At 43.6% G+C, this 23,460-nt stretch carries 22 protein-coding genes, 1 pseudogene, 1 riboswitch and 1 other annotated feature; of the genes and pseudogenes, 6 read left to right on the forward strand and 17 right to left on the reverse strand.

Annotated elements, in window-relative coordinates:
* Positions 1-24: 24 nt before the first annotated feature.
* The 13 genes from UQ64_RS21890 to UQ64_RS21950 form a co-directional block, all read right to left on the reverse strand.
* Positions 25-882: a MetQ/NlpA family ABC transporter substrate-binding protein gene (locus tag UQ64_RS21890; protein ID WP_060625562.1), complete on the reverse strand. Its 858-nt coding sequence runs from the start codon at positions 880-882 to the stop codon at positions 25-27.
* Between the two features lie 57 nt (positions 883-939).
* Complete coding sequence (locus tag UQ64_RS21895; protein ID WP_060625563.1) at positions 940-1,599, reverse strand: methionine ABC transporter permease; 660 nt, start codon at positions 1,597-1,599, stop codon at positions 940-942.
* Positions 1,599-2,615, reverse strand: a complete 1,017-nt coding sequence (locus UQ64_RS21900) for a methionine ABC transporter ATP-binding protein (RefSeq protein ID WP_060625564.1) — start codon at positions 2,613-2,615, stop codon at positions 1,599-1,601. Before UQ64_RS21900 ends, UQ64_RS21895 begins: the two co-directional genes overlap by 1 nt.
* Positions 2,616-2,715: 100 nt before the next feature.
* Positions 2,716-2,855, reverse strand: a riboswitch (SAM riboswitch).
* A 100-nt stretch (positions 2,856-2,955) separates the two neighbouring features.
* A complete protein-coding gene (locus UQ64_RS21905) occupies positions 2,956-3,690 on the reverse strand; it encodes a Cthe_2314 family HEPN domain-containing protein (protein WP_060625565.1) in 735 nt (244 codons plus the stop codon).
* Between the two features lie 155 nt (positions 3,691-3,845).
* Positions 3,846-4,829, reverse strand: a complete 984-nt coding sequence (locus tag UQ64_RS21910) for a COX15/CtaA family protein (RefSeq protein WP_156417640.1) — start codon at positions 4,827-4,829, stop codon at positions 3,846-3,848.
* A gap of 90 nt (positions 4,830-4,919) precedes the next feature.
* A complete protein-coding gene (locus tag UQ64_RS21915; protein WP_060625684.1) occupies positions 4,920-5,264 on the reverse strand; it encodes a thioredoxin family protein in 345 nt (114 codons plus the stop codon).
* Between the two features lie 78 nt (positions 5,265-5,342).
* On the reverse strand, positions 5,343-6,971 hold the full coding sequence (locus UQ64_RS21920; RefSeq protein WP_060625566.1) for a putative polysaccharide biosynthesis protein: 1,629 nt from the start codon (positions 6,969-6,971) through the stop codon (positions 5,343-5,345).
* Positions 6,972-6,998: 27 nt separating this feature from the next.
* Positions 6,999-7,484, reverse strand: coding sequence for a DUF456 domain-containing protein (locus UQ64_RS21925; protein WP_060625567.1), 486 nt, complete (start codon positions 7,482-7,484; stop codon positions 6,999-7,001).
* 39 nt (positions 7,485-7,523) lie between these two features.
* Positions 7,524-8,276, reverse strand: a complete 753-nt coding sequence (locus tag UQ64_RS21930; protein WP_060625568.1) for a Cof-type HAD-IIB family hydrolase — start codon at positions 8,274-8,276, stop codon at positions 7,524-7,526.
* Between the two features lie 77 nt (positions 8,277-8,353).
* The gene (locus UQ64_RS21935; protein WP_060625569.1) at positions 8,354-10,459 is read right to left on the reverse strand and encodes a peptidoglycan D,D-transpeptidase FtsI family protein; all 2,106 of its coding nucleotides are present in this window, start codon (positions 10,457-10,459) and stop codon (positions 8,354-8,356) included.
* A gap of 26 nt (positions 10,460-10,485) precedes the next feature.
* The gene (locus UQ64_RS21940) at positions 10,486-12,561 is read right to left on the reverse strand and encodes a peptidoglycan D,D-transpeptidase FtsI family protein (protein WP_060625570.1); all 2,076 of its coding nucleotides are present in this window, start codon (positions 12,559-12,561) and stop codon (positions 10,486-10,488) included.
* A 266-nt stretch (positions 12,562-12,827) separates the two neighbouring features.
* Complete coding sequence (locus UQ64_RS21945) at positions 12,828-13,973, reverse strand: transglutaminase domain-containing protein (protein WP_060625571.1); 1,146 nt, start codon at positions 13,971-13,973, stop codon at positions 12,828-12,830.
* A gap of 62 nt (positions 13,974-14,035) precedes the next feature.
* Positions 14,036-14,473, reverse strand: a complete 438-nt coding sequence (locus UQ64_RS21950) for a hypothetical protein (RefSeq protein ID WP_060625572.1) — start codon at positions 14,471-14,473, stop codon at positions 14,036-14,038.
* A gap of 270 nt (positions 14,474-14,743) precedes the next feature.
* Between UQ64_RS21950 and UQ64_RS21955 the strand changes: the two genes are divergently transcribed.
* Positions 14,744-15,928, forward strand: a complete 1,185-nt coding sequence (locus UQ64_RS21955) for an MFS transporter (RefSeq protein WP_060625573.1) — start codon at positions 14,744-14,746, stop codon at positions 15,926-15,928.
* A gap of 131 nt (positions 15,929-16,059) precedes the next feature.
* A pseudogene (locus UQ64_RS21960) lies at positions 16,060-16,398 on the forward strand (DNA primase); the annotation flags it as partial.
* A 189-nt stretch (positions 16,399-16,587) separates the two neighbouring features.
* Here UQ64_RS21960 and UQ64_RS21965 read toward each other — a convergent pair.
* Both UQ64_RS21965 and cyoE read right to left on the reverse strand, forming a co-directional pair.
* Entirely contained in the window at positions 16,588-17,211 is a 624-nt protein-coding gene (locus UQ64_RS21965; protein WP_342447606.1) for an SCO family protein, read from the reverse strand.
* A gap of 17 nt (positions 17,212-17,228) precedes the next feature.
* The gene (gene cyoE, locus UQ64_RS21970) at positions 17,229-18,161 is read right to left on the reverse strand and encodes a heme o synthase (RefSeq protein WP_060625574.1); all 933 of its coding nucleotides are present in this window, start codon (positions 18,159-18,161) and stop codon (positions 17,229-17,231) included.
* Between the two features lie 241 nt (positions 18,162-18,402).
* Between cyoE and UQ64_RS21975 the strand changes: the two genes are divergently transcribed.
* Both UQ64_RS21975 and UQ64_RS21980 read left to right on the forward strand, forming a co-directional pair.
* The gene (locus tag UQ64_RS21975) at positions 18,403-19,404 is read left to right on the forward strand and encodes a metal-dependent hydrolase (RefSeq protein ID WP_060625575.1); all 1,002 of its coding nucleotides are present in this window, start codon (positions 18,403-18,405) and stop codon (positions 19,402-19,404) included.
* Positions 19,405-19,512: 108 nt separating this feature from the next.
* On the forward strand, positions 19,513-19,701 hold the full coding sequence (locus tag UQ64_RS21980) for a hypothetical protein (RefSeq protein ID WP_060625576.1): 189 nt from the start codon (positions 19,513-19,515) through the stop codon (positions 19,699-19,701).
* A 1-nt stretch (position 19,702) separates the two neighbouring features.
* Here UQ64_RS21980 and trpS read toward each other — a convergent pair whose 3' ends face one another.
* Positions 19,703-20,689 carry a tryptophan--tRNA ligase gene (trpS, locus tag UQ64_RS21985; RefSeq protein WP_060625577.1) on the reverse strand — a complete coding sequence of 329 codons (987 nt, stop codon included), beginning with the start codon at positions 20,687-20,689 and terminating at the stop codon, positions 19,703-19,705.
* Between the two features lie 61 nt (positions 20,690-20,750).
* Positions 20,751-20,989: a binding site (T-box leader), on the reverse strand.
* Positions 20,990-21,123: 134 nt separating this feature from the next.
* Here trpS and UQ64_RS21990 point away from each other — a divergent pair.
* Both UQ64_RS21990 and UQ64_RS21995 read left to right on the forward strand, forming a co-directional pair.
* Entirely contained in the window at positions 21,124-22,098 is a 975-nt protein-coding gene (locus tag UQ64_RS21990) for an aldose 1-epimerase (RefSeq protein WP_060625578.1), read from the forward strand.
* 202 nt (positions 22,099-22,300) lie between these two features.
* The gene (locus UQ64_RS21995) at positions 22,301-22,531 is read left to right on the forward strand and encodes an alpha/beta-type small acid-soluble spore protein (protein ID WP_036685295.1); all 231 of its coding nucleotides are present in this window, start codon (positions 22,301-22,303) and stop codon (positions 22,529-22,531) included.
* A gap of 249 nt (positions 22,532-22,780) precedes the next feature.
* Here UQ64_RS21995 and UQ64_RS22000 read toward each other — a convergent pair whose 3' ends face one another.
* A complete protein-coding gene (locus UQ64_RS22000) occupies positions 22,781-23,191 on the reverse strand; it encodes a hypothetical protein (RefSeq protein ID WP_060625579.1) in 411 nt (136 codons plus the stop codon).
* Positions 23,192-23,460 lie beyond the last annotated feature (269 nt).

Raw genomic sequence — 23,460 nt, forward strand, 5'->3', positions numbered from 1 at the left:
TAGAAATTAGATAAGCTTCATTACTTAAAACGCTGGAATGATCGCACCTTCGTACTTCTCTTCAATGAAAGCTTTAGCTTCTGGAGAATTCAGTGCAGCGATCAGCTTTTTGGTCGCGTCGGAGTCTTTATTGTCCTGACGAGTTACCAGAATGTTAGCATAAGGGGAATCCGTACCCTCGATGAACAAAGCATCTTTTGTTGGCACAAGACCAGCGTCTAGTGCAAAATTCGTGTTGATCAAAGCAAGATCAACCTCATCCAGTTGACGTGGGAGCATAGCTGCTTCCAACTCAATGATTTTAAGATTTTTCTTGTTTTCAATGATATCTGCTTTCGTTGCAGCAATGTTAGTATCGTCTTTCAATGTAATCAGACCATTTTTCGCAAGTAGGATTAGCGCCCGACCCCCATTAGTAGCATCGTTCGGAATGGCAACTTTCGCACCGTCAGCCAACTCATCGATCGATTTTATTTTTTTGGAATAAGCTCCGAAAGGCTCAACGTGAACGGATGCAACGGAGATCAGATCGGTTTTATTATTTTTATTTTGGTCATCAAGATAAGGTTGGTGTTGGAAGAAGTTAGCATCTAGCTGCTTCTCATCTAGCTGTACGTTCGGTTGAACATAGTCAGTGAATTCTTTAATTTCCAGTGTAATTCCTTGCGCTTCAAGTAATGGAGCAATAGCTTTTAGGATCTCAGCGTGAGGAACAGGTGAAGCACCGACAACCAATTTCACTGGTTCTGTAGTTGACCCAGTTGCGGCACCATTGTCTGGTGCATTAGTAGCAGCCGAGTTAGAAGCATTATTGTTATTGCCGCAAGCCGCAAGCACCACAACCAATGTCAGACTAAAAAAAGTAAGTAGTAATTTTTTCATTTTAAATCCCCCTCTTATCTGGTATTTTGTATGAATAAGGCTATATATGGACGTACCTTATTTCCGCGTGAAATATTTTACGAGACGATCACCGGCCATTTGCAGCAATTGCACCAGTATTACAATAAACGTTATAGAAATAAGCATAATTTCCGTCTCATAGCGGAGATAGCCATAACGAATCGCTAGATCACCAAGTCCGCCGCCCCCAACCTGGCCAGCCATTGCCGTATAGGAGACCAGTGTAACCAGTGTGATCGTAACTCCAGCGATCAAACCTGGACGAGCTTCTGGCAAAAGAACACGCATAACGATCTGATTCGTGGATGCTCCCATTCCTTGCGCCGCTTCGATTACCCCACGATCTACTTCTCTTAGCGCTGTCTCCACCAATCGAGCAAAGAATGGAGCTGCTCCAATCACCAGCGGTGGGATCGTACCGAGTACTCCAATGGAAGTTCCGACAATTTCTTTGGTAAAAGGAATTAATGCCACCATCAAAATAATAAACGGTACGGAACGTAGGATATTTACAAGTAATGATAAGACCGAGTAAATTACTCTGATTACTATACTATTCGATCTCTCGCATAAATACAATAGAATTCCGAGTGGTAAACCAAGAATAATTGTGAACAATCCGGAAAAAACTATCATTTTCAGAGTAGCAACTGTAGCATCCATCATTTCTTGCCAATTTAAATCTGCGAAATTCATTACGAAATCACCTCCACTTCAAGGCCTTGAGCGGTTAGTTCAGCTATCGTCACAGCAATCGCTTCAGCTGGGCCTTCGAACCGAACAATCATTTGTCCATAAGGTACGTCTTTAATTGTTGAAATGGTGCCATGCAGAATGGCAAAGCTAACACCCGTTTCGCGTACTACATTGGAAAGTGCAGAGCCGTAGGTCTTCTCTCCGAAAAAAGTGATTTTGACGGCCTGAGAGTTGTCCCCAGCAGCAGCGTCAAGCGCCGTACGAAGGGGTCCCTCATTCTGTGATTCACTGCGGATGAAATCGCGAGTAACCTCATGCTGTGGCTTCAGGAATACCTCCGTAACTTTACCTTGCTCAACGATACCACCACCATGAATGACCGCAACACGGTCGCAGATGCTCTGGATCACGTGCATTTCGTGAGTGATCAGCACAATAGTCAGATGGAACCGTTTATTAATATCGAGCAATAGCTTAAGAATAGCGTCTGTCGTTTGCGGGTCAAGCGCAGAGGTTGCCTCGTCACATAGCAGCACATCAGGATCGCTGGCAAGTGCCCGTGCGATGCCGACCCGTTGCTTTTGCCCTCCTGATAACTGAGAGGGATACTTATCCCGGTGTTCTTCAAGCCCAACTAAGGCAAGCAAATCTTTCACTTTTGTATCAATATCTGCTCTCGAGGAGCCTGTGAGTCGCAAAGGAAAAGCAATATTATCGTACACCGTCGCAGAAGATAGCAGATTGAAATGTTGAAAAATCATCCCTATCTTGCGCCGCTGCTCCTGCAGTTGACCTTGAGAAAGCTTGGTTAGCTCAACACCATCTACCCAAACTTCCCCTTCTGTCGGGCGCTCCAACAGATTAATGCAACGGATCAATGTGCTTTTTCCCGCTCCAGAATGGCCAATGACTCCGAATATTTCACCTTTTTCGATAGATAAATTCAATCCGGAAAGTGCTGTAGCCGCATGGCTGCCTTTTCCATATACCTTTGTTATTCCTTTTAAATTAATCAACGCTCGTCGCCCCCTTTATATTTCACTTATTCCATACAAAAAAACCTCCGACGATCGATGCAGATCGCAAGAGGCCCTGTGTGTTTATTTAGACAATGCCTTCTCATCTGCCAACGACCACAAACCTAGCGTCATTGTAGGAATTAGCACCATGACATTTGTACATAACGCTAATCGCGCTGTATACAAATCGGTTGCCGGGCTTCATCGGGCCTATCCCTCCGCCACTCTCGATAAGATATAGAGTATGAAATTTTATGTTTGATTTCGTACAGACTTTAATGCAAGCATAAGTATAGTAAGTTTCTTGTTTTTTGTCAAAAGGAAATATCTTGAACGCTTATGATTGTACGCTCTTTGCCTTGCTGATTTTCTTACGCAGCTGTTCATTGCTGTAGCTAAATGCCACGATTAATGTTTTACAGTTCATTTCAAGGGACTGCTTTAAATCCTCAAGATGACTATCTAAATCCTCAAGCTGAATTTTGTCATGCAGACCTTGATGTCGCTGCCATAAATCATCCTGCATTTCGGAATTCATATAATGAATTTCAGCATTTCTGCGCTTGCGTAGATTCTCCAGTGGATCTCGATAGGAGTTCTTGATCTGTTCCAGTTGATCCGCTAATGCAGGATGCACATTCAATAATTGAAGCTGACGCAGCACTGTAAAATAAGAAAAGTGCGTTTTTAATTTAGAGGTTTCGAGGTCATAAAAATGATTCAGCACCGTTCCAAGCTTGTCCAGAAGAGAGAACACACGAATAAATCCATCTTTATAAAAGTAAACATAACGCGCATAATCGCCTTGTTCCACTGGTGACATATCGTCCATATAACCAGCGATTACCGACCTCCGGTAAAAAGCGGCCGCGAACCAGCTTTGCTCCAATTCATCCAATGAGGAGATCAGTCCACGTGTCCAAATCTCCAGCTTGCGGTATTCATGGTCATTATCCTCATGGGCGTTCATTTCCTTGCGCAGTAAGGCTGCAAATGTGGCCATGTTCTCCATCGCATCAGCCAATACACCGCTGTTCTTTCGAGGCGGTTCTCCAAGTATAACCCTCAGCATATCCCAGTCCTCCTAAAGTTTTGTCCAGCGTCTGCTTGCATGGACTGCTTCGTACAAAACTCGCGCCGTAAGCATTAGTTAATCAGCACCACGATATACCGATTTCCATTTTATTATTCCGCAGGTAAAGCGACTCTATCCACGGAGGGAACTTTCTACCAAGGGGGTGGAACCATTGAGTTATTGACTTTATTTTCAAACCCGGCATTTCTCGCGCTACTCAGCTGCCAAACTCTTACACTCATATAGCATAGAACACCAAACAAGCAAGCAATCAACAAAATATGAGCCAAGGCAGCAAATATGTACAATCTTTCATTATCTAGTGTGTAAACAACAGCAGCTCCACTAAACACCTGCATTAAGCATAGCAGAACAGCAGCAACGCCAAGAGCTCTTAGCTCTGGATAATCCTTATGTTTCCAAAAAGCTAGATGTCCGAGCACCGCAGTAAGAATAAATAAGATCAAAGCCGCAATCCGATGTGTAAAAACAATACCTACTCCCCCGGAAAGCTCAGGAACCCATTCACCGTTACAAAGCGGCCAGCCAGAACATCCCCCGCGTGAATCCGTATGACTAACAAAGGCTCCAATATAAACGACAATATAGGAATATAAGGCCGTAAAGCAGGTTAAATTTCGGAAAGCCTTGCTGACGGGCTTCTTCTGAATCTCCATCTTATGATCGTATTCGCCTGCTTCATGTCGCCTTTTGGTTCCGAGAGCCAACATCAGAGAACTTGAAAAAGCGATCAAGGAAAAGCCCATATGTAGTGCCATTACAGCAGCAGATTGGGACTTAATTACTGCAAGCGCTCCCATACCACCTTGTACAATTACAAACAGCAAAGTCATAAATGCATATACTAACAAATCCCGCCGATTTCGAGCATATCGCCAAAAAGCAATCATCGAGGCAAGTGACAATAACCCTGCCAATCCACTAAACAAGCGATGGGTGTATTCAATCATCGAGCCTACAGTATAGGCCGGAATCAATTTCCCATGACAGAGCGGCCATTCATTTCCACATTCCAATCCCGATCCAGTCTTCGTTACAACCGCTCCTCCTAGTACAGCGAGGAACATGATAAGGCAAGTAAGATAACTAAGCCATTTCAACTGATTTGTCGTCAAAAATATCACCCGCAGTTTTTAGTAATGAAGAAGCATTTTAAAAAAACCACCGCTTTTGCTCAAACAGGCGAAAGCGGTGGTTTTCCGGAATTACTGTAGAAGGCTTTGATGCACTTGAACCGCTTTATCCAGGAAATTCTCAATTTCCTCGCGGGATTTACGTAATTTATTAACGAATCTAACCAATTCACGTCCATCGGAATACGCGACAAAGCTTGGAATACCCATAATATTTTGTTCCTGACTAACATCACCCACAGCATCAACGTCAACCTCAACCAGCGTTAGACGATCTGCATAGGCTTGCTCTACCTCAGGGATAAAAGGATCGATAAATTTACAATCCGAGCACCAGTCCGCCTTGAAGATAGCTACTGTTAATCGAGGAGATTGAATGGCTACCTGAAATTCAGCAGGAGAACTAATTTTGTCCATAGCTTGTTCAGTCCTTTCTTCCATATCTGTCAAATTTCTATTCTTTAAGTGAAGCAAAATGTAATGCAGAAGTCAAACCTATTCTCTCATACGAACACGCGCAGGCTGTAATTTCATCAGCGGATTCAACAATTTTTGCAATGCACGCGGATAACTGGAGATTTCCTGTCTAGTAAGCACGCCCAGCACAATAAGCAGTACCAGATAAATAACAACAACAGCGGCCCCTACAACAAGACAAGTGATCAGAAACGCCAGACGTGCAGGCATCAGATCCGTCAACAGAATTCCAGCTTGGTTCAAACCAAAACCAATGCCACCGGACACAAGAACCGCAATTGCGAAGCCACCCCAACGTTTACCCATAATTTCGAAAGGTACAATGGATTTCAGCATCCGTAGGTTAAGAATAGTAATGACTACGAAACAAAGTGCTGTTGCGCCGATAATTCCGTAGATCCCAAATACCTTACTCAGCAAGAAGCTTGCGGCTAATTTAACAATAATACCCACTAGCACATAATACATTGAAATACGTGATTTGCCCATACCGAGCAAAATGGAGTTCGTTGTCATCATGGTGATCTGAAAGATCGTTCCAATCGTAAGCATTGCCACAATTCCGCTTCCATCCAAGCTACTGAACAATAACCCGTTCACAGAATAGGCCGCTGCCACAAGCGCCAATACAATTGGCATCCCTGTCAGGATAGAAATCCGCAAAGCAAGTGTAATTTGCTTCTTCAAGTGTCCCTCATCATGACGGGCATAGGCAGCCGAAATGATTGGAATCAACGAGGTACCTAGCGCAATGGCTAGTACTGGTGGAATTCCGGCCACACTTTGAGCACGCGTGGTTAGTATACCCAAAGCTGCGGTTGCACTCTCTCTACCCATCTGATCGATAAGCAGTGGAACAGCCAAAGAAGTATCAATTACATTCACTACTGGAATCGTAAGTGAAGAGAGCACGATCGGAATCGATAGTGTGAAAATATCCTTGTAAATTCCCCAAATCGGTAATTTTTGAGTGGTATCGTAATTTAACCCCTGCTGTTTATCCTCTCGGCGCAGCTTGATTGCAAAATAAATCATGACACCAAACGCTGCAATACTACCAATTACGCTACCGAAGGATGCTCCCGCAGCGATAGTTGTATTGTTATAACCCTGCTGTAATAGAATATAAGCTAGTAAAATAGCGACTAGTACGCGAGCGAACTGCTCTACAATCTGCGAAATACCACCAGCCATCATATTGTTGCGCCCTTGAAAATATCCACGCATCATGGCAATTGCCGGAAAAAGTAAAAGCGCGGGTGCAATCGCCCTAACTGCCATCGCTGATTCAGGTACGTCAGCAATATGTGTCGCATAGAAAGGAGCACCTATGTACAGCAAGGCAGTCATGATTACCCCTGCTGCTACTGAAAATAGTAATGCGGCATGATACACTTGTCTCGCCTCTTCAGGACGATTCAGAGCGTACCGCTCGGAGACCATTTTACTGAGCGTACTTGGAATACCTGCTGTAGCCACGGTAAGCAGCATTAAATAGATATTGTTCGATACCCCAAACGATGCTCTCCCCACATCATCAAAAATATGATCCAGCGGCACCCGCTGAACAAGCCCGAGTACCCTTGCCACCAACGCTGCAGCAGCAAGGATAAGCGTGCCTTTTACAAAAGACTCTTTCTTGGACAAACCATTTCCCCTTCTTCACTGTTAAAATTAAAACCGGGCGACCCATATAAAAAAGAGGACGACCATAATAATTTGTAGCACAATTTTGACAACAGTACTACTAAACAACCCAAGTATTGATCCTACACTTACTTTGGCAGCTTTAGCTGGTGAAGAACCCACGATCAATTCTCCTATAAAGGCACCCAGAAATGGACCAATAATAAGTCCAAAGGCTGGGATTACAAAAGGACCAATGATTAGCCCAATCGTACTCCCGATAATGGAGGAACGTGAGCCGCCAAATTTCTTAACGCCCCACGCCCCTACAACGTAATCAGCAATAAATAGAACTACAACGATTAGCGTTTGAATGATCCAGAACCAAACACCAAAAGGCTCGAAAGAAAAGAACCAGCCATATACGAAAAAGGCAAGATAAATCGCAAGTGCACCCGGTAGTATAGGATACACAGCCCCGGCCAGCCCTACGGCGAACAAAGCAATAATAAGAATCCAACCCAGGATCGTCAATACTTAACCTCCTAATCGCAAATATGCTCTATGGATTCACTACGCAATAGCTTCATTAAAAATATATTTTTGAACGACTTCTGCGATTCCGTCATTATTATTAGAAGCCACCACAGCATCAGCCTCTTCTTTAACCGTCTCCTGAGCGTTGCCCATAGCGACCCCAAGCCCTGCCTGCTGAATCGCTGCAAGGTCGTTGAGGCTATCGCCAACCGCTATAACTTGGGACATATCTAGCCCTAGCAGCTTACAGACTTCCAAGATTCCGGCGGCTTTATTCACACCTAATGGGTTAATCTCGAAATTATGCGGAGAGGAGTTCGTAATCTCCAGTCCACCCATATCTTGAAGGCGAAGCAACAGCTTATGACGAAGATCATCATCTTCGGTGTGATAACCGAATTTAAGCCATTCTCTGCCTGTGACATCCCCATCCCAGTTATCCTGTTTGTGGACTTTTTCCGTAGAATAAGCCCAGAACCAGATGTCATCTTCCTTCGCGAGCTCATACATTTGTCGTACCAGCGTAGGGTCCATCAGCGATCGACGATAAATTTCGTGTGGTGCTCGCCATACCTCACTACCGTTTACAGTAATCATCGGTGTTTCTAGTCCAAGCTGCTCAGCATATGGAAATGCACTTGTAAAAGCTCGGCCTGTCGACAGACAGACATGAACGCCTGCGTCGACCGCCTTTTGAAGCCATTTCACCGTTGTAGGTGTAATAATCTGTTCATCATTCAGTAGGGTTCCATCCATATCCAAAGCAAGCAGGCGGTATTTGGCAGTCATTGCCACCCCTCCATTCTTGTATGCTCTTAATAGAGCAGCTGTTTATTTTTTAATCATTATTCACCTTAGAGACAAAGTTACTGGGTACCTGTAGTTGTTCCCTCATTCGCAGGATCATTAGCATTATTACCTGACTGAAGACTCTTCTTCGGAACGCCATCAAGTCCATATTCCCAATCATAAGCATCAAAAATTTTGCGTGCTACCGGCGCAGCACTCTGGGAACCAAAGCCCCCTTCTGGAATAACTACGGCTACTGCCAGCTTAGGATTGTTTCGCGGGGCATAGGCAATAAATACACCGTTATCTCGAATTTGACCCTTAGCCACTTGTTGGGATGTTCCCGTCTTACGAGCAAAATCATAAGGGAAATCAGAAAACGCACTGACTTCACTTCGCATACCCTGCTGTATTTCATTCCAGTAGGATTTGTCGAAGGCGGTTACTTCATCTAACACCTCACGACCGAGCTCCTTGACTACTTTTCCGTCAGCATCTGTAATCTTGCTAACTAGCTGAGGTTTAATCCGCTCTCCTTCATTAGCAAGTGTAGCTACGTATTGGGCAAGCTGTAGCACCGTATAACTACCTTGTTGTCCGAAAGAAGCATACACTAATGCAGCCTGAGCACTACCTGCAGCCTCAATATTGGTATAGTTGATCTGTCCTAAGAATTCATTTGGTAGACCACTTCCCGTGGATACGCCAAGGCCAAACTCTTTCATATACTTATCCCAAACATCTACGCCTTTGCTTTTGTGTTTGTCATACAATCTTTTACCGATCATATCAACCATGAACGCATTCGAGGATTTCTGAATCGCTTTTGAAGGATCCATAGAACCGTATACGTGTCCTCCGGAGTTTCTTACCTTAGTTTCATGACCCGTTTTACCAAAAGTCGCGAAGCCTCTATCCTGATAGTAAGTTGAAGGTGTAAAGAGACCTTCATTCAGACCCACGAGTACGCTCAAAGGTTTAATCGTTGAACCTAGAAGCAGCACAGATCTTAGTCCATTCCCTGACGTTCCTGAAGAAATCGGATTAATGGTACCATTCTGATAGTTATCCATAATACTGTTCCAGACATCTGTGGACAAGGAACCTGATGTCCAAATATTAGTATCGTAGTCCGGCATACTCGCCATACTAACGATATTTCCCGTATCCACTTCCATTGCTACAGCGTAGCCGGTCAAAGCATTGGGATGCGTTTTACCCTGTACAGAATTTGAATGCAACCATTTAATCTGATCCATAATCGCCTGTTCTGTCTTCATCTGAATATTCTTATTAATGGTTGTCCAGACGTCATTACCTTTAACTGGAGGAACTACACGTTCAATTTTCTCCGCCATGTTCTGCGGATTGACAGAGATTTCCTGATAACCATTCTGTCCCCGAAGCTCTCTCTGATACTGCAGCTCCAAGCCGTCAAATCCGACAAATTCGTCATCCTTATACGTTAGTCCTGGTTCAGGATTATTCTTCATAGCATTTAAAATATTCTTATAAATATTAAGGCTGTTTGCTGATTTAAAAGGCTTGATATAACCTATCGTCTGTACGGCAACCGTATCTTTATCGTAATGACGAATGCTTTCCTCGACAATTTCAAGGCCTGGGTATTCACCCTTATGTTCCATGAAATAGGCTACTTCCTGAGTAGTCAGGTCAGCCTTAATTCGCCGTGCCATAAAGCCAAGTGATTTCCGGAAGTATAAATCCAGTGCCTCAATCACATCTTCTTGTGTCATCTTCTCAGCCTTTGGATCACCATATTTATTGAAATCAGCTACCAGCTTGGCTGCCAATGCATCTGACTTGGCTTTAGCCTCTGGAGTCAGGGTAGTTTTACCGGTCATTTTATCTGTTTGCTTAGCGGTATACTCCTTATTGAGCGTAATATACAGCGATTGAACCGGCGTAGAGTACGCTAACTTCTCACCTTCAGCAGCATAAATTACACCTCTCATAGATGCAAGGGGTACATTTTTGGTATCTCTGCTTGTCTCTACTTCAGTTAAAGTTGGTCCTTCCACGAACTGCAACACAGCCAGGCGTATAATAATTACGCAAAATATAACAAACGTGCTAAAGAAAAACACGTTGAGTCGCAGGCCTATGGAACTTTTACTGTTGGTCTCATCTGGAGGTGAGGCCTGCTTACGGAAAAAACTCACAGTTTATTTCTCTCCTTTTTATCTAATTATTCTTGAACGGGGTCTGACGCAGTAGCAACATTCTTTTTAGGCACACCATCGAGCCCATACTCCCAATCATAAGCGTCAAAAATTTTACGAGCCACCGGAGCAGCGCTGTTGGAGCCGAAGCCCCCTTCTGGTATAACAACCGCTACGGCCAGCTTCGGATTTTCTCGCGGAGCAAAGGCAATAAATACCCCATTATCACGGTTTATATTTTTTCTGTCTGTTTTTTCAGAGGTACCTGTCTTACGTGCAAAATCATAAGGGAAATCATCAAAAGCACTAACTTTACTGCTCATCCCCTGTTTGATCTCTTTCCAGTAGGATTTGTCAAACGTTACCGTATTAAGCACTTCTCTTTTAAATTCCTTAACCACCTTACCTTGTGCATCCGTGATCTTACTAACAAGTTGAGGCTTAATACGCACGCCTTCATTAGCAAGAGTAGAAGCATACTGGGCTAGCTGCAGTGTAGTATAACTGCCCTGTTGGCCAAAAGAAGCATAGATAAGTGCGGCCTGTGAACTACCAGCGGCCTTAAGATCAGTATAGTTAATCTGGCCCGGTGATTCACCTGGGAGGCCACTTTTCGTAGATACACCCAGTCCGAACTTTTTCATATATTTGTCCCATACCTCAATGCCTTTATCCCCCGGATAATTCTTGTAAAGCTGCTTACCCACCATATCAATCATAAATACGTTAGAAGATTCCTTAATGGCCTTAGCTGGATCAAGTGGACCATATACGTGACCTGATGAATTTCTTACGGATGATTTATTATCCTTACCGAAATAAGTAATACCCACATCTGAATACGTTGTTGAGGTATTAAAAAAACCTTCATTTAAACCAATTAACACGCTTAAGGGTTTGATTGTAGATCCCATAAACACTAGTGAACTAAAATCATGTCCTGATCTACCAGACGAATTCGAAGTAATCGTACCGTTTAGATGATTATTCATAATTTTATTCCAGACAGGTGTTGGTAAGGAGTCTTTGGTCCATACATTTGAATCGTAATCCGGCATGCTTGCCATGGCGACAATATTTCCAGTCTCCACTTCCATCGCTACGGCGTAACCGGTTAAAGCATCTGGATGCGTCTTACCTTGAACGGCATTGGTATGCAGCCATTTAATTTGATCCAATATGGCCTGTTCTGTCTTCATCTGAATCTTCTTATTAATGTTCATCCAAATATTATTACCCTTTACAGGAGCAACGTTCTGTTCAACCTTCTCAGCCATATTCTGAGGAGTCACTGAAATGACCTGATAACCATTTTCTCCCCGAAGCTCTCGTTGATACTGCATTTCCAGACCATCAAACCCCACATATTCTTCTGCTTTATACATAAGTCCAGGGGGAGAATCTTTTTTCATTTCACTACGAATATTCTTATACATCGCTATATCTTCAGTCGATTTGAACGGCTTCCCAAAGCCGACTGTCTGCACCGCTACCGTATCTTTATCGTAGTGACGAACACTCTCCTCCACGATCGTTAGCCCCGGATAATTGTCTTTATGCTCCATGAAATAGGCTATTTCCTCTGGAATTAAACCAGTCTTGATCCGTCGTGGCACATAACCTAAATACTTTTTGAAATCTAAATCTAATGAATCCAAGATATTTTGCTGCGTCAGCTTCGGCGCATTCGGATCTCCGTATTTAACAAAATCAGCCGCAAGTCTTGCCGCAAGCGCATTAGAGTTGTTCTTCGCCTTTTCCGTAAGTGTGGTCTCACCCGTTGCTTTATCTGTTGTTCTAACTGTGTAATCTTTAGTTAATGTAAGGTAAAGCGACTCCGTAGGTGTTGAATAGGCAATCTGCTCCCCTTCGGCAGCAAAAATAATCCCACGCATCGCTGCGAGCGGAACAATCTTTGTTTCCCGATTCGTTTCTTCTTCAGACAACAGAGCCCCTTCAGTAAACTGCAAACCTGCAAGACGTACGATAATAATACAAAAAATAAAAAAAGTGCCAAAGAAAAAAATATTCAGTCTTAGACCTACAGAATTTCTTGAAGATATCCCGTCCTTAGGCGGGAGCTGCTTACCAAACAAACTCACCAGCTTTCTCCCCTTCTACAAGCATAAACGCCTTGACCGTCCTTATAAGGAGGGTAAGTATTTAAGCGAGAAATATAAGACATCAAGTATAGTGCTTATACTTTCTTATATTTTAAAAAAAATGTCTGACATACCTTTGCCTGGACATTACTCTTATGATGAAGGTGAATTCTAAGCTGCTTATTGTGAGCATGGCCTCGCATTTATGGTAGAGCTGATTTCACTTGAATTTATTGTACCACACCCAAGGAGTTCAGCGCCCTCACTCAGAGGGCGTTCTCCCTAATATGAGTTTCATCAAAATCCTTCGGATTGAACCAATCTCCACTGCTAGCCCAAGTCGGATCCAGCGGGATCCAAGCTTGCCGATCACTTATATATACTTCATTCCAAGCATGTGCACCATAACCGCCACGCCCATCATAACCCTGACCTGTTACAACCCGTACCTGCAAGCCCTGTGAACGAGCCATCACAGCGTAAAGTCGGGCATAGTCTATACACACCCCTTGCCGAGTGTCGAATGTATCCTGTGGTGTTTGTTCATGCCACACCCTGTTTTGCAAATAATTGTCAGCTTTGGCATAATCGTAAGTCACACGTGTACCTACCCAATCATAGAGAAGTCTGGCTTTTTTCTCATCACTCTGTGCTTGTCCAGCAATGTCTTCTGCTGCACCAATAATATCCTGAGGAATTTCGTGATCGATAACCTCATATTTTCTGCGAAGGATATCATTCATCTCTGCCGCAACGGTCTTTGTCAGAATAGGGAGTTTCTTCTGTACAGTCTCACCAACTATAGGTTCAAATACAGCGGCAGCGCTCTGACTATAAATTGGAGAGGACTCCACATAACGACTGAATCCACTCTCTGGATTTAATCCAACACAGATGAAAAGAGCAAGAACAATTACCAGACCACGAGTTAAGCCGATGATTAATCCGACCATTGCTCCTCCCATACGACTTACTTGTGTAATCTTACTATCTTTAAACTTCTTAGTACGCCGTAAATGTGGAAAAGGAAGCAACATGGACAGCAATCCCAGGAGCATACGAATCAACAAATAAGAAATCAGAAGTAACAATAGAAAACGAACTAGCGGTGATTCTGATAGCACAGACACCGCCGTATAATAAATTTGCTGCCACTGTGTAAGCTTCGTATCAGGCAGACTAATCCCCGATGCCCAAGTCTCTACATAGGGATTGAGGTAGGCCGCAGCTGGGATAGCTAATACCAAAGATGTTATAGTAAATAATCCTGTTCCCAGCAGCCCAAATAATCTTCCAGTAGCGCTTGAGAAACCTCTGCTCCAGCCTTGCAATAAAGAGAAGACTACAACCAGCAGGAGGGTGATGGAGATGATATTAGCATCACTCACACTAGTCATCCATCCGTTTATCATATCCACTCTCTCCTTTCAGTCGCCTGCTTACTCGCAAGTTATATTTTTTGAGTTCAAGCCCGTTATTGATGTTTTCGGGCTTCATCGATAAATGTTTTTGTCGTATCTGTAACACTCCACTTCCCAAGACTAACGCCACGGAAAGTAACCTCTACTTTATCTTCACCCGCTGCGCCCTTCACTTCAATATTCGGTGTTGTGATCGTAAAGGTCCCATCTCCATTTGAAGTGTACTTTGCATCCTGCGCTTCTTTAAGCATAACCTCTTGCGCTTCCTTCTTTAGCGTGCTTACTGTTCCATCTGCCACCTTATTCACAGCGTTACCAATTTGGTCCATTGTAACACCACTATAGATGAATAAACCTACAACGATCACAATGACAATCGCCCATTTCAGAACGGTTTTAACCAAATTAACAACCGCAAACAGCAGAACAAGCGCAATAACAATAACTAGCCAATTTTCTCTTATAAACTGTGACCATACCTCTGGATCCATCAACCTCACAACACCCCTATCGCCTAGTTTCGTCCTACAGATTCTCTCTTCCCGTAGATATAACGCCAATATTAATTATTATACATGAATGCCCATCATAATTCATGGTTCCACTCTCAGTGAAAGGTATACCCTACTAGCGGATTTAAAAAAGCGGTATAAGCCCCCTCTGTCCCACGTAAAGTACAAGTAGTGCTTTAAATTTGATCTTCATCATTACGCCGTCCTGCGTTTACATGTATTGTAGGTGGCTCTCGGAGGTGTTCCCCTGTGAAAACTGCGCTGTGGCTATACTTATTTCTTTTTTTGGCGTTCTTTGATTTACATGCTCAGTATCCCGTCCTTACGCCCTTTGCCATATCTCTTGGTGCGGGACCCACCTTTATTGGCTGGATGATGGGCATGTACTCATTGACCCACCTTCCCGGCAATTTGCTTGCAGGCGTACTCGTCGATCGTAATGGCTCTCGCCGTTACATCGTCTTCAGCCTTGTCGCTGCGGGAGCCATTCTACTGCTGCAAGCTCATGTGCAGCTTCCATGGCATTTGCTAATGCTAAGAGCAGCGAGTGGATTCGTGCTCGCTTTTCTCTCTCCCGCTTGTATGACGTTACTGGCTTCTTTGTCATCAGATGCCACAGAGCAGGGTAAATATATGTCCGGACATGGTATCGTTCATACGTTAGCTTCAGTTGTATCGCCTGCTGCGGGAGCATTTATCGTAGCAAAAGCCGGCTACTCTGGCACCTTCACCACACTTGGATGGCTGCTTATCGCAACAGGAGTCATGGCTTTTTTCAGCGTACCTGCACCGTCAAGACAAATATTAAGGCCGTTAAGCTCAGCGCAGTCAACAAAAGTACCAGATAGACCTTCTGTTCCAACGAAAGATGATGATCTGGTATCCAAACGTTATTACCTTTTACCTTTTTTCATTTCCTGTTCACAAGGTGTACTTTTTTTCGAACTCCCACTATCTCAAACAGGGAGCAACAGCATTCTTTCCACAGGCATACTACTGTCGCTCCTCAGTTTAGGTGCTTTGGTAACGCTCAGCATGCTCTTCCTGAACCGGCTTTCCCCAGGAGGAAGAATAGCTGCTGCATTACTGGGTATGGCCATCTGCTTCTTTGCACTCGCCTCATTCCAAAGTATTCCGACTGCTGCGATTCTTTTTATGCTCGGTGCAGCCAAAGGCGTGTTGTTTCCCGCAATGGCATCACTCTTCATTAGTCTGGGTGGCCCTGGGCGAATGGGTCGGACCTTCTCCATGCAGTCGATAGCCATGTCACTTGGCGCATTCGCCGGACCTGTAGCAGCCGGACAGCTAAGAGCCTTCGTTTCTCCTTACTTCATAGCCTTTCTACTGCTAATGGTAGCGTTAATTCTTCTTCCACCTAAAAACACAGGGAAACTTTCGAGCCTCAATTCCAAATGGAACGGGCGGGCCGCATGATTCTTTGCTTTTACGACATTTCCCGGGGAATGAAGACTTTCCTGCAGAAATAGTTGTTAAAAATGACGATCCTTCGGTAAACTATAATGAGCATGAAGCTTAGGCCCATTTCCGGAGGTGATTGTCTGCTAATGTCCATTACGATTATTGTCGAAGGTAAGAATGATCGCAGCAGATTACGGCGCGTGTTAGTACCGGAAATAGAAATCCTATGTACCTTCGGTACATTAAATACACTTAAATTAGAGTCCCTCCGGCAACAAGTTGGAGATGGAGAAGTATACCTTTATTTGGATAACGACAGTTCTGGCAAAAAAATACGTAGTGTTCTCCGGGATGCCTTCCCCGATGCCGGTCATATTTATACTCGCCGCGGATATGCTGGGGTGGAAGGTACGCCCGATGAATACAATATCACCCAGCTTGAAAAAGCTGGATTGGAAGATTTCATCGTCTATCCTGAACCACTTCCATTTTTATTTGAAACAAGTATAAACGCTTATCGTCCTTATAAGGACGATAAGCGTTTAAGCGAGAAATATAAGGATAATGTATAGCGTGAAACTTATACTTTCTTATATTATTAAAAAAACGCCTTCTTCGTTATCCCTTCCATAAAGAAGGATTCGAAAAAGCGTTTTTTGATGTTTTGGTATGTTCTATTCCCGAGCCAATTCCTTCAACTGATCGGCAAGAAATTCAGGAGTTACGTTCTCCGTATCTCCTGCATCATACAATGCACGAAGACGATTGTCTCGGTCAACTAGCGCTATACGGTTGGCATGTACGAAATTTTCTTTGGAATTTCCCGCGATTAGTACTTTAAAAGAATCCGTCGCTAACTTACGAACTTCTTCCTGATCCCCCCGCAAGAAATACCATCCATCATAATTCGCCTTAAAACGGTCTGCAAAAGTCTTAATAGCTTCCCGAGTATCATTCTTCGGATCAAAAGAGATTGAGACAAACTCCGTATCTTTACCAAAACTCCCATCCTCGACCAGAATCTTCTGTGTCTGAGATAACAAAAACGTAGTTATAGGACATACATCTGGACATTGTGTAAAAAAGAAGTATACCAGCCGTGCTTTACCTTGTGTATCAGCCAGAGTAACCTGGTCTCCATTCACATTTTCAAGAGAAAAGTCCTGTACTTCTCCGATTACTGGCAGCTTCTCTTTTCCTAAATTCAAAGAGTTAACTGCCAGATAACCAGCCATAATCAAAGCAAGTAATAGCAGAAGCCAAGTCCATTTATAACGCTTAAAGGTCTGCACGGACACGTATACCCTCCCTCTTTTTAACCGTGAATCGTATTTAATACAAGTACGATCAAACTAACCGTCAGATAGTTTATGGAGAAGAGGAAGTTCTTCTTCGCCCAGACTTCATCATCCTTAGCCTTAAAGCCCATCAAGGTCAATACTAACCAAGCCAAGGACAACGCTGATGAAATGATCAGATAAAATATGCCCGCATAATCGTAGGCGTACATTAACACTGGAATAGGCAGCAAAAGGGCTACATAAGGAATCATCTGAAATTTCGTACGTCGTGTTCCTTTAACTACTGGTAGCAATGGAAATCCTGCCGCTCTATATTCTTCTTTACGTCTAATGCCCAAGGCCCAGAAGTGAGGAGGTTGCCATAGAAACAACATGGCAAAGATCAGCCAAGCGCCTAGATCAACGGTCCCTGAAACCGCTACATAACCAATTACCGGGGGCATTGCTCCAGAAATTGCACCTACAGAGGTGCTCCATGTTGATGTCCGCTTCAACCAAAGAGTGTATACTACTACGTAAACGAACATGCCAACAATTCCAAACAGACCAGCAAGCATACCGGAAAAAGCAAACAGCACGATCAAACCTGCAATACCAAGCCCAATGGCGTATAATAATACAGTGTTTGGTTTTAGTCGTCCTGTAGGAAGTCCCCGTTCACGGGTTCTTTCCATCTTCATGTCCAGATCACGATCGAAATAGTTATTAAAAACGCAGGCCGAAGCCATAACCAGCATTGTACCGAGCAGAGTTAGAACTAATCTGCCGTAATGAACATCCCAACCCGAGGCCAACCAATATCCCGCAAAGGCCGCAATAAGGTTAGATCGGATAATACCGGGTTTTGTAACAGCAATGAAATCACGCCAGCTAGCACCTTCCGGCGGAGATTTTGCAGACATGGCTGCAGAGTCGGAAGAAGCTTGAAATGTTATATGATTATCCACACCTAATGATCCTCCTTCTAAACGAACATCTAACGTTCTAGCCGAAGTATTTAAAACTTCGCTGTTAACTTTATCATAACAAACCCATGAAGACTTTGACAGTCATGGGGCAGTAAGTTCATGAATTCGACAATTACGTGACAATATTTATTTGATATTTATTTCAATCCCCTTAATAACCAGAGCTGTATTTGGGTAAATATTAATAGAGAACTTCCGAACAACAAAGGAGAACTGTCCAATGGATACTGCTACACATTTAGTTATGGGCCTAGGCTTAGCTGGGCTTTCCTTCGTTGATCCCATCGTTGCTTCTGATCCGAAACTGGCCGGGGCTGTTATGCTGGCAACAGTGCTCGCCTCTCAGGCTCCTGATGCCGATACTGCGCTACGACTGAAGGACAATGCGTTGTATATTCGTAATCACCGAGGAATTACACATTCCCTACCCTTTCTAATTCTGTGGCCCGCCCTGATTTCCTTCGTGTTAGGGCCCTTATTTGGCTTTACTGATTTACAAGCCCTAAGCCACATCGCACTCTGGAGCTTCATTGGCGTAGGTATTCACGTATTCTCTGATCTATTTAATACCTATGGCACTCAGGCTGCTCGTCCATTCACTGAAAAATGGATTGCATGGAACATCATCCACATTTTTGATCCGTTTATATTTGGTAGCCATATCGCAGCCATCCTTCTCTGGATCACCGGAATCGTTCCACCTCAACCTTTATTTATTACGCTTTACGCCTGTACTATTCTTTATTATATTTGGAGAACCGTCGTTCACGCACGCCTTACGCGTAATATCAAACTTAAGGATTTACATCATAATGTCGGCGAACGTTATATTGTAATCCCTACAATTTCGCTAAAGCGCTGGAACGTAGTTAAAGTGAAAAAAGATCGCAGCTATGATGTTGGGCAGTTAGTCAATAACCGACTGGAGTGGTTCAAACATGCTGTATGCTCGGATCATCCCGCTGTGGAGATATCCAAGTCACACCCTGATATTCAGTCCTTTTTATACTTCACCTCTTATGCAGTAGCCGAAGTGGAGGAACTTCCTTCAGGTTATATGGTGCGCTGGGGGGACGTTCGTTATTTACATCGCAAACAATACCCATTTGTAGCTGTATTAGTTATGGACAATCAATATCGACCTTTAAATACTTATGTGGGTTGGCTTAGCAGCGAGAAGCTCGACAAACGATTTTCCATAGATCCCGGTTCCTTACGATGAAATTGTAGACTTACGCAGAGATCTATTCTATAATCACAAAAAATCCCGGAGTATTATAATAATACTCCGGGATTCATTTTAGCAGACATAGAAAGGAAGGCTCTCCTCATGGGTAAAGGACTTTCACTTTGGTTCGCTTGTTCTTCTATTCTTATTCTCACTGCCGCTTCAATCGCGATCAGTTATAGCTTTTGGTTGGCACTTCTGCTCGGATTTCTCTGTGTCATGAATATTGGCTGGGGATTCATCCTCAAAGCTAAGATCAGACGTAAACAGGAAAACCTAAGCGCTGATTAGATTAACGAGCTGGCAGAAACCCCATCCGCTCTTTCACTCCATTCAGCGTCTCTGTTGCAACAACGCGTGCACGACCAGCACCTTCAGCAAGAATATCTGTGATCGCACCCGAACTACGAATTTCATTATATCTTTGTTGTAAAGGCTCAAGCGTAGCTACAACTACTTCAGCAAGATCCTTCTTAAAGCCGCCATACATTTGCCCTTCATAACGATCGGCAATTTGCTGGAGTGTCATTCCAGAACATTCGGAATAAATACTCATCAAATTACTGATCTCTGGCTTATTAGCTGGATCAAAAATCACTTCACGTCCTGAATCAGTCGTTGCACGGCTGATTTTTTTACGGATCACATCCGGTGAATCTAACAGAGCAATATAGCTGCCAGCGTTAGGACTGCTCTTGCTCATTTTTTTGGTGCCATCATCCAGAGACATAATACGTGCACCCACCTCTGGAATGTACGGCTCAGGAATGGTAAAGAATTCGCCAAAACGATTATTGAAGCGGCCAGCTAAATCACGTGTCAGCTCCAAATGTTGTTTCTGATCTTCACCTACCGGCACAAGATCCGCATTATAAACCAGAATATCTGCCGCCATCAAAGAAGGATAGACGAATAAACCAGCGCCAACTGAATCTTTACCTGATGATTTATCTTTAAATTGGGTCATACGCTCCAGCTCGCCCATTGCTGTAAGAGTCGTCATGATCCAGCCCAGTTCAGCGTGTTGTGGCACATGCGACTGCATATAAACATTAGAACGTGCAGGATCAATTCCCGCTGCAATAAAGAGGGCCGCTACGGACTCCGACTGCTCACGCAGTGCTGCAGGATCCTGTGCTACAGTGATCGCATGCATATCGACAACCATAAAGAAACATTGATGATCATCTTGCAGCTTCACAAAATTTTTCAGTGCTCCAATGTAGTTCCCCAGTGTAAGTGAACCGCTCGGCTGAATGCCTGACATTACTTTTTTCATAATATAGACCTCCGTTTGATGTCATTTCTAAGTTTCCGAGAACGCAAAAAAAGCCCCATCCGCAAGGGACGTGAGACCGTGGTGCCACCCTTATTCGCTACTAAATCTTGTTTAGACAAGAAAAAACAGCCTTAGTCTTCCGTTAACGGAGAAGATCCGGCCGGTCTACTAGGGCATCTAGCTCCCGTTCAAACTCGGCGCTCAGGGGTCCATTCATCAGGTATGTCCTACCGGTTCGCATCAACCACCGGCTTTCTGAAGGTGCACTGCCTGCCTACTTGTCCCCGTCATCACATTATCGTCATGAATTAATGCCTTCATCATAGAACCATAAAGAGAAGTTGTCAAATCACTTAACCACTACCGTATAAATCTGTTATGATAAGGTTATCCATGTTCTATTCGATTACAGTTACGATAAAGGAGCATATCTCATGAAACAGGTGACCAAAGGGCAGTGGGGCGGTTATGATACTTATATTTTGCACAGCCGTGAACTGGAAGTCACGCTTTTGCCGCGACTAGGAAATAACGTGATTTCATTGTTTGATGTAAAGAAACAACGGGAAATTCTACGGCGGCCTGATGAAAGCGATCAAGCTTTCTTTATGCAAAAACCTTACCATTTTGGCATGCCGCTATTAGTTCCACCCGGAAGAATTCGTAAGGGCCAATTTCAGTTCGAGGGTACAAGTTATCAATTTGACCAGAATACCGCTAATGACAATCATATTCATGGTCTACACCGAACTCAGGCCTGGTGTGTTAGCGATATTGAAGAAGATGAAGATGGTTGCGCGGTCACTACTGAATTCCGAACGGAAGATGATCCACACTGGATGGAGCAATTCCCTATCCCACTTAAATTCGAAATGACATTTAGGCTTCAGGAAGCCCGGCTTACCCAAACTTTAAAGGTTACAAATCTCGGAGATCATCGAATTCCTTTTGGGATCGGTTATCACACCTGGTTTATGATTGATGGAGAACCTGAGCGTTGGAATCTTAAACTCCCAGTAAATAGCATTTATGAACTGAACGATGAATTGCTCCCTAGCGGTAATCTAATTCCACTTGGTGATCTAGAAGCCTTGAACACCGGAATGAACATGCAGGGAACTAATTTTGATACTGCTCTTCGTATAGGAGAAAAACAGCCTGTAGAAGCTTTATTATTACGCGATGATGGTTATGGCCTTCGTTATACTGCTGACGAGAATCTATTCCGTCACTGGGTGCTATATACCAAAGGACCAGCAGATCAATTTCTGTGCATTGAGCCCTATACATGGCTCGCTAATGCACCGAATGTATCCGAGGACGCTTCCTTCACAGGTCTTTTAACGATAGAACCAGGTCAGAGTCAGAATCTATCCACTGTGCTGGAAATGATCTATCCTGAGATTTAAAGCAGATATACATTATATCGGTCTTGTCTTACGATTTCGTAAGGCAAGACCGATTTTTTGTGTGTAATTCCTAGCAGTAAAGGATTCCTTCCTCACTTTGACTTCACTAATAATTACCATCCTTAAAACCTTTCAAAACGATGCATGAATTCACCTCCTAGCGCTCATACTATCTTCACAACGGGCGAAGGAGGTGACACACATGGGTCAAGCAGGTCAAGGTCGTAGCAGTCGTTCCAATAACCTGGTCGTTCCTCAAGCAAATGCGGCATTGCAACAGTTGAAATATGAAGCAGCACAGGAGCTTGGAGTAACGATCCCAGCTGACGGTTATTACGGGAACTACACTTCTCGCGAAACTGGTTCTCTGGGCGGTTACATCACTAAACGTCTAGTACAACTGGCAGAACAACAACTGTCTGGTCGTCAGTAACAACCGTTATCTTAAGTGTTTTATCCGGCTAGGGCATATCAAGCATAAACGCCTTCGGCGTCCTCATTAAGATGCTAAGCGTTTAAGCGAGAAATATAAGACATAAAGTATTGTGCGAAACTTATACTTTCTTATATTTTAAATAAGCCTAAAGCCGAGTAGCTTTTGAGCCCTCTCACACTTCTTTCTGAAGCTGTGGGAGGGTTTTTGATTTTAAAAAATGTTGCAAAGAATTTATGTAAATAACGCTTAACCGAAAAATTGTTCGGAACTTTCAGCATAGGCATTACGAGGAGATCGAATCATCAGATTCGCCATATTGTAATTGGACTCCAACGTAGCATCTACAATCACCATTCCCTGTCTGATGGCGAATTCGTAAGAGATCTCACCATGCGTCCAGCGACGCTTGTACTTCAGACTTTCCAGCGCCATTAGCCGAAAAGAAGACTGCTGTCCATCTGTCATCCCTTCTTTCACATCAGTGAATCTCCCGCTCCGTCCAGAAAGAGGATTATGGCGTATGCCGAATTTGCCGATCATGTTATTTCGTATTTGCACAAATACTGTACCAGAGGTTAATCCCGATAATTCTTCTTGTAGCTCCTTAAACACCATATCCATCTGTCTCGCTAATGATAGTTGTTCTGTCTTAAGCATACTTTCCCTCCTAAAAGTTTTGTTAGCTTAGCTTCGTTCGAAATCTCTTCGCAAAACTGACTTCGTAAGCATTCACTTAGTTTTGTTAGCTTAGCTTCGTTCGAATTCACTTCGCAAAACTGACTTCGTAAGCGCTTGCTTATTTTGTGAGCTTAACAAGTCCGTTTCCCTAGCGCACCTTATATAAGGCTTAAGACTCATTATAGGTTACTAACAAATGGTAAACAACATTATTCGGCAAAATTGGGTTATTATCCCTATAGATGCGC

This window comes from Paenibacillus etheri, assembly GCF_001012825.1.
Taxonomy (GTDB): Bacteria; Bacillota; Bacilli; order Paenibacillales; family Paenibacillaceae; genus Paenibacillus_AQ; species Paenibacillus_AQ etheri.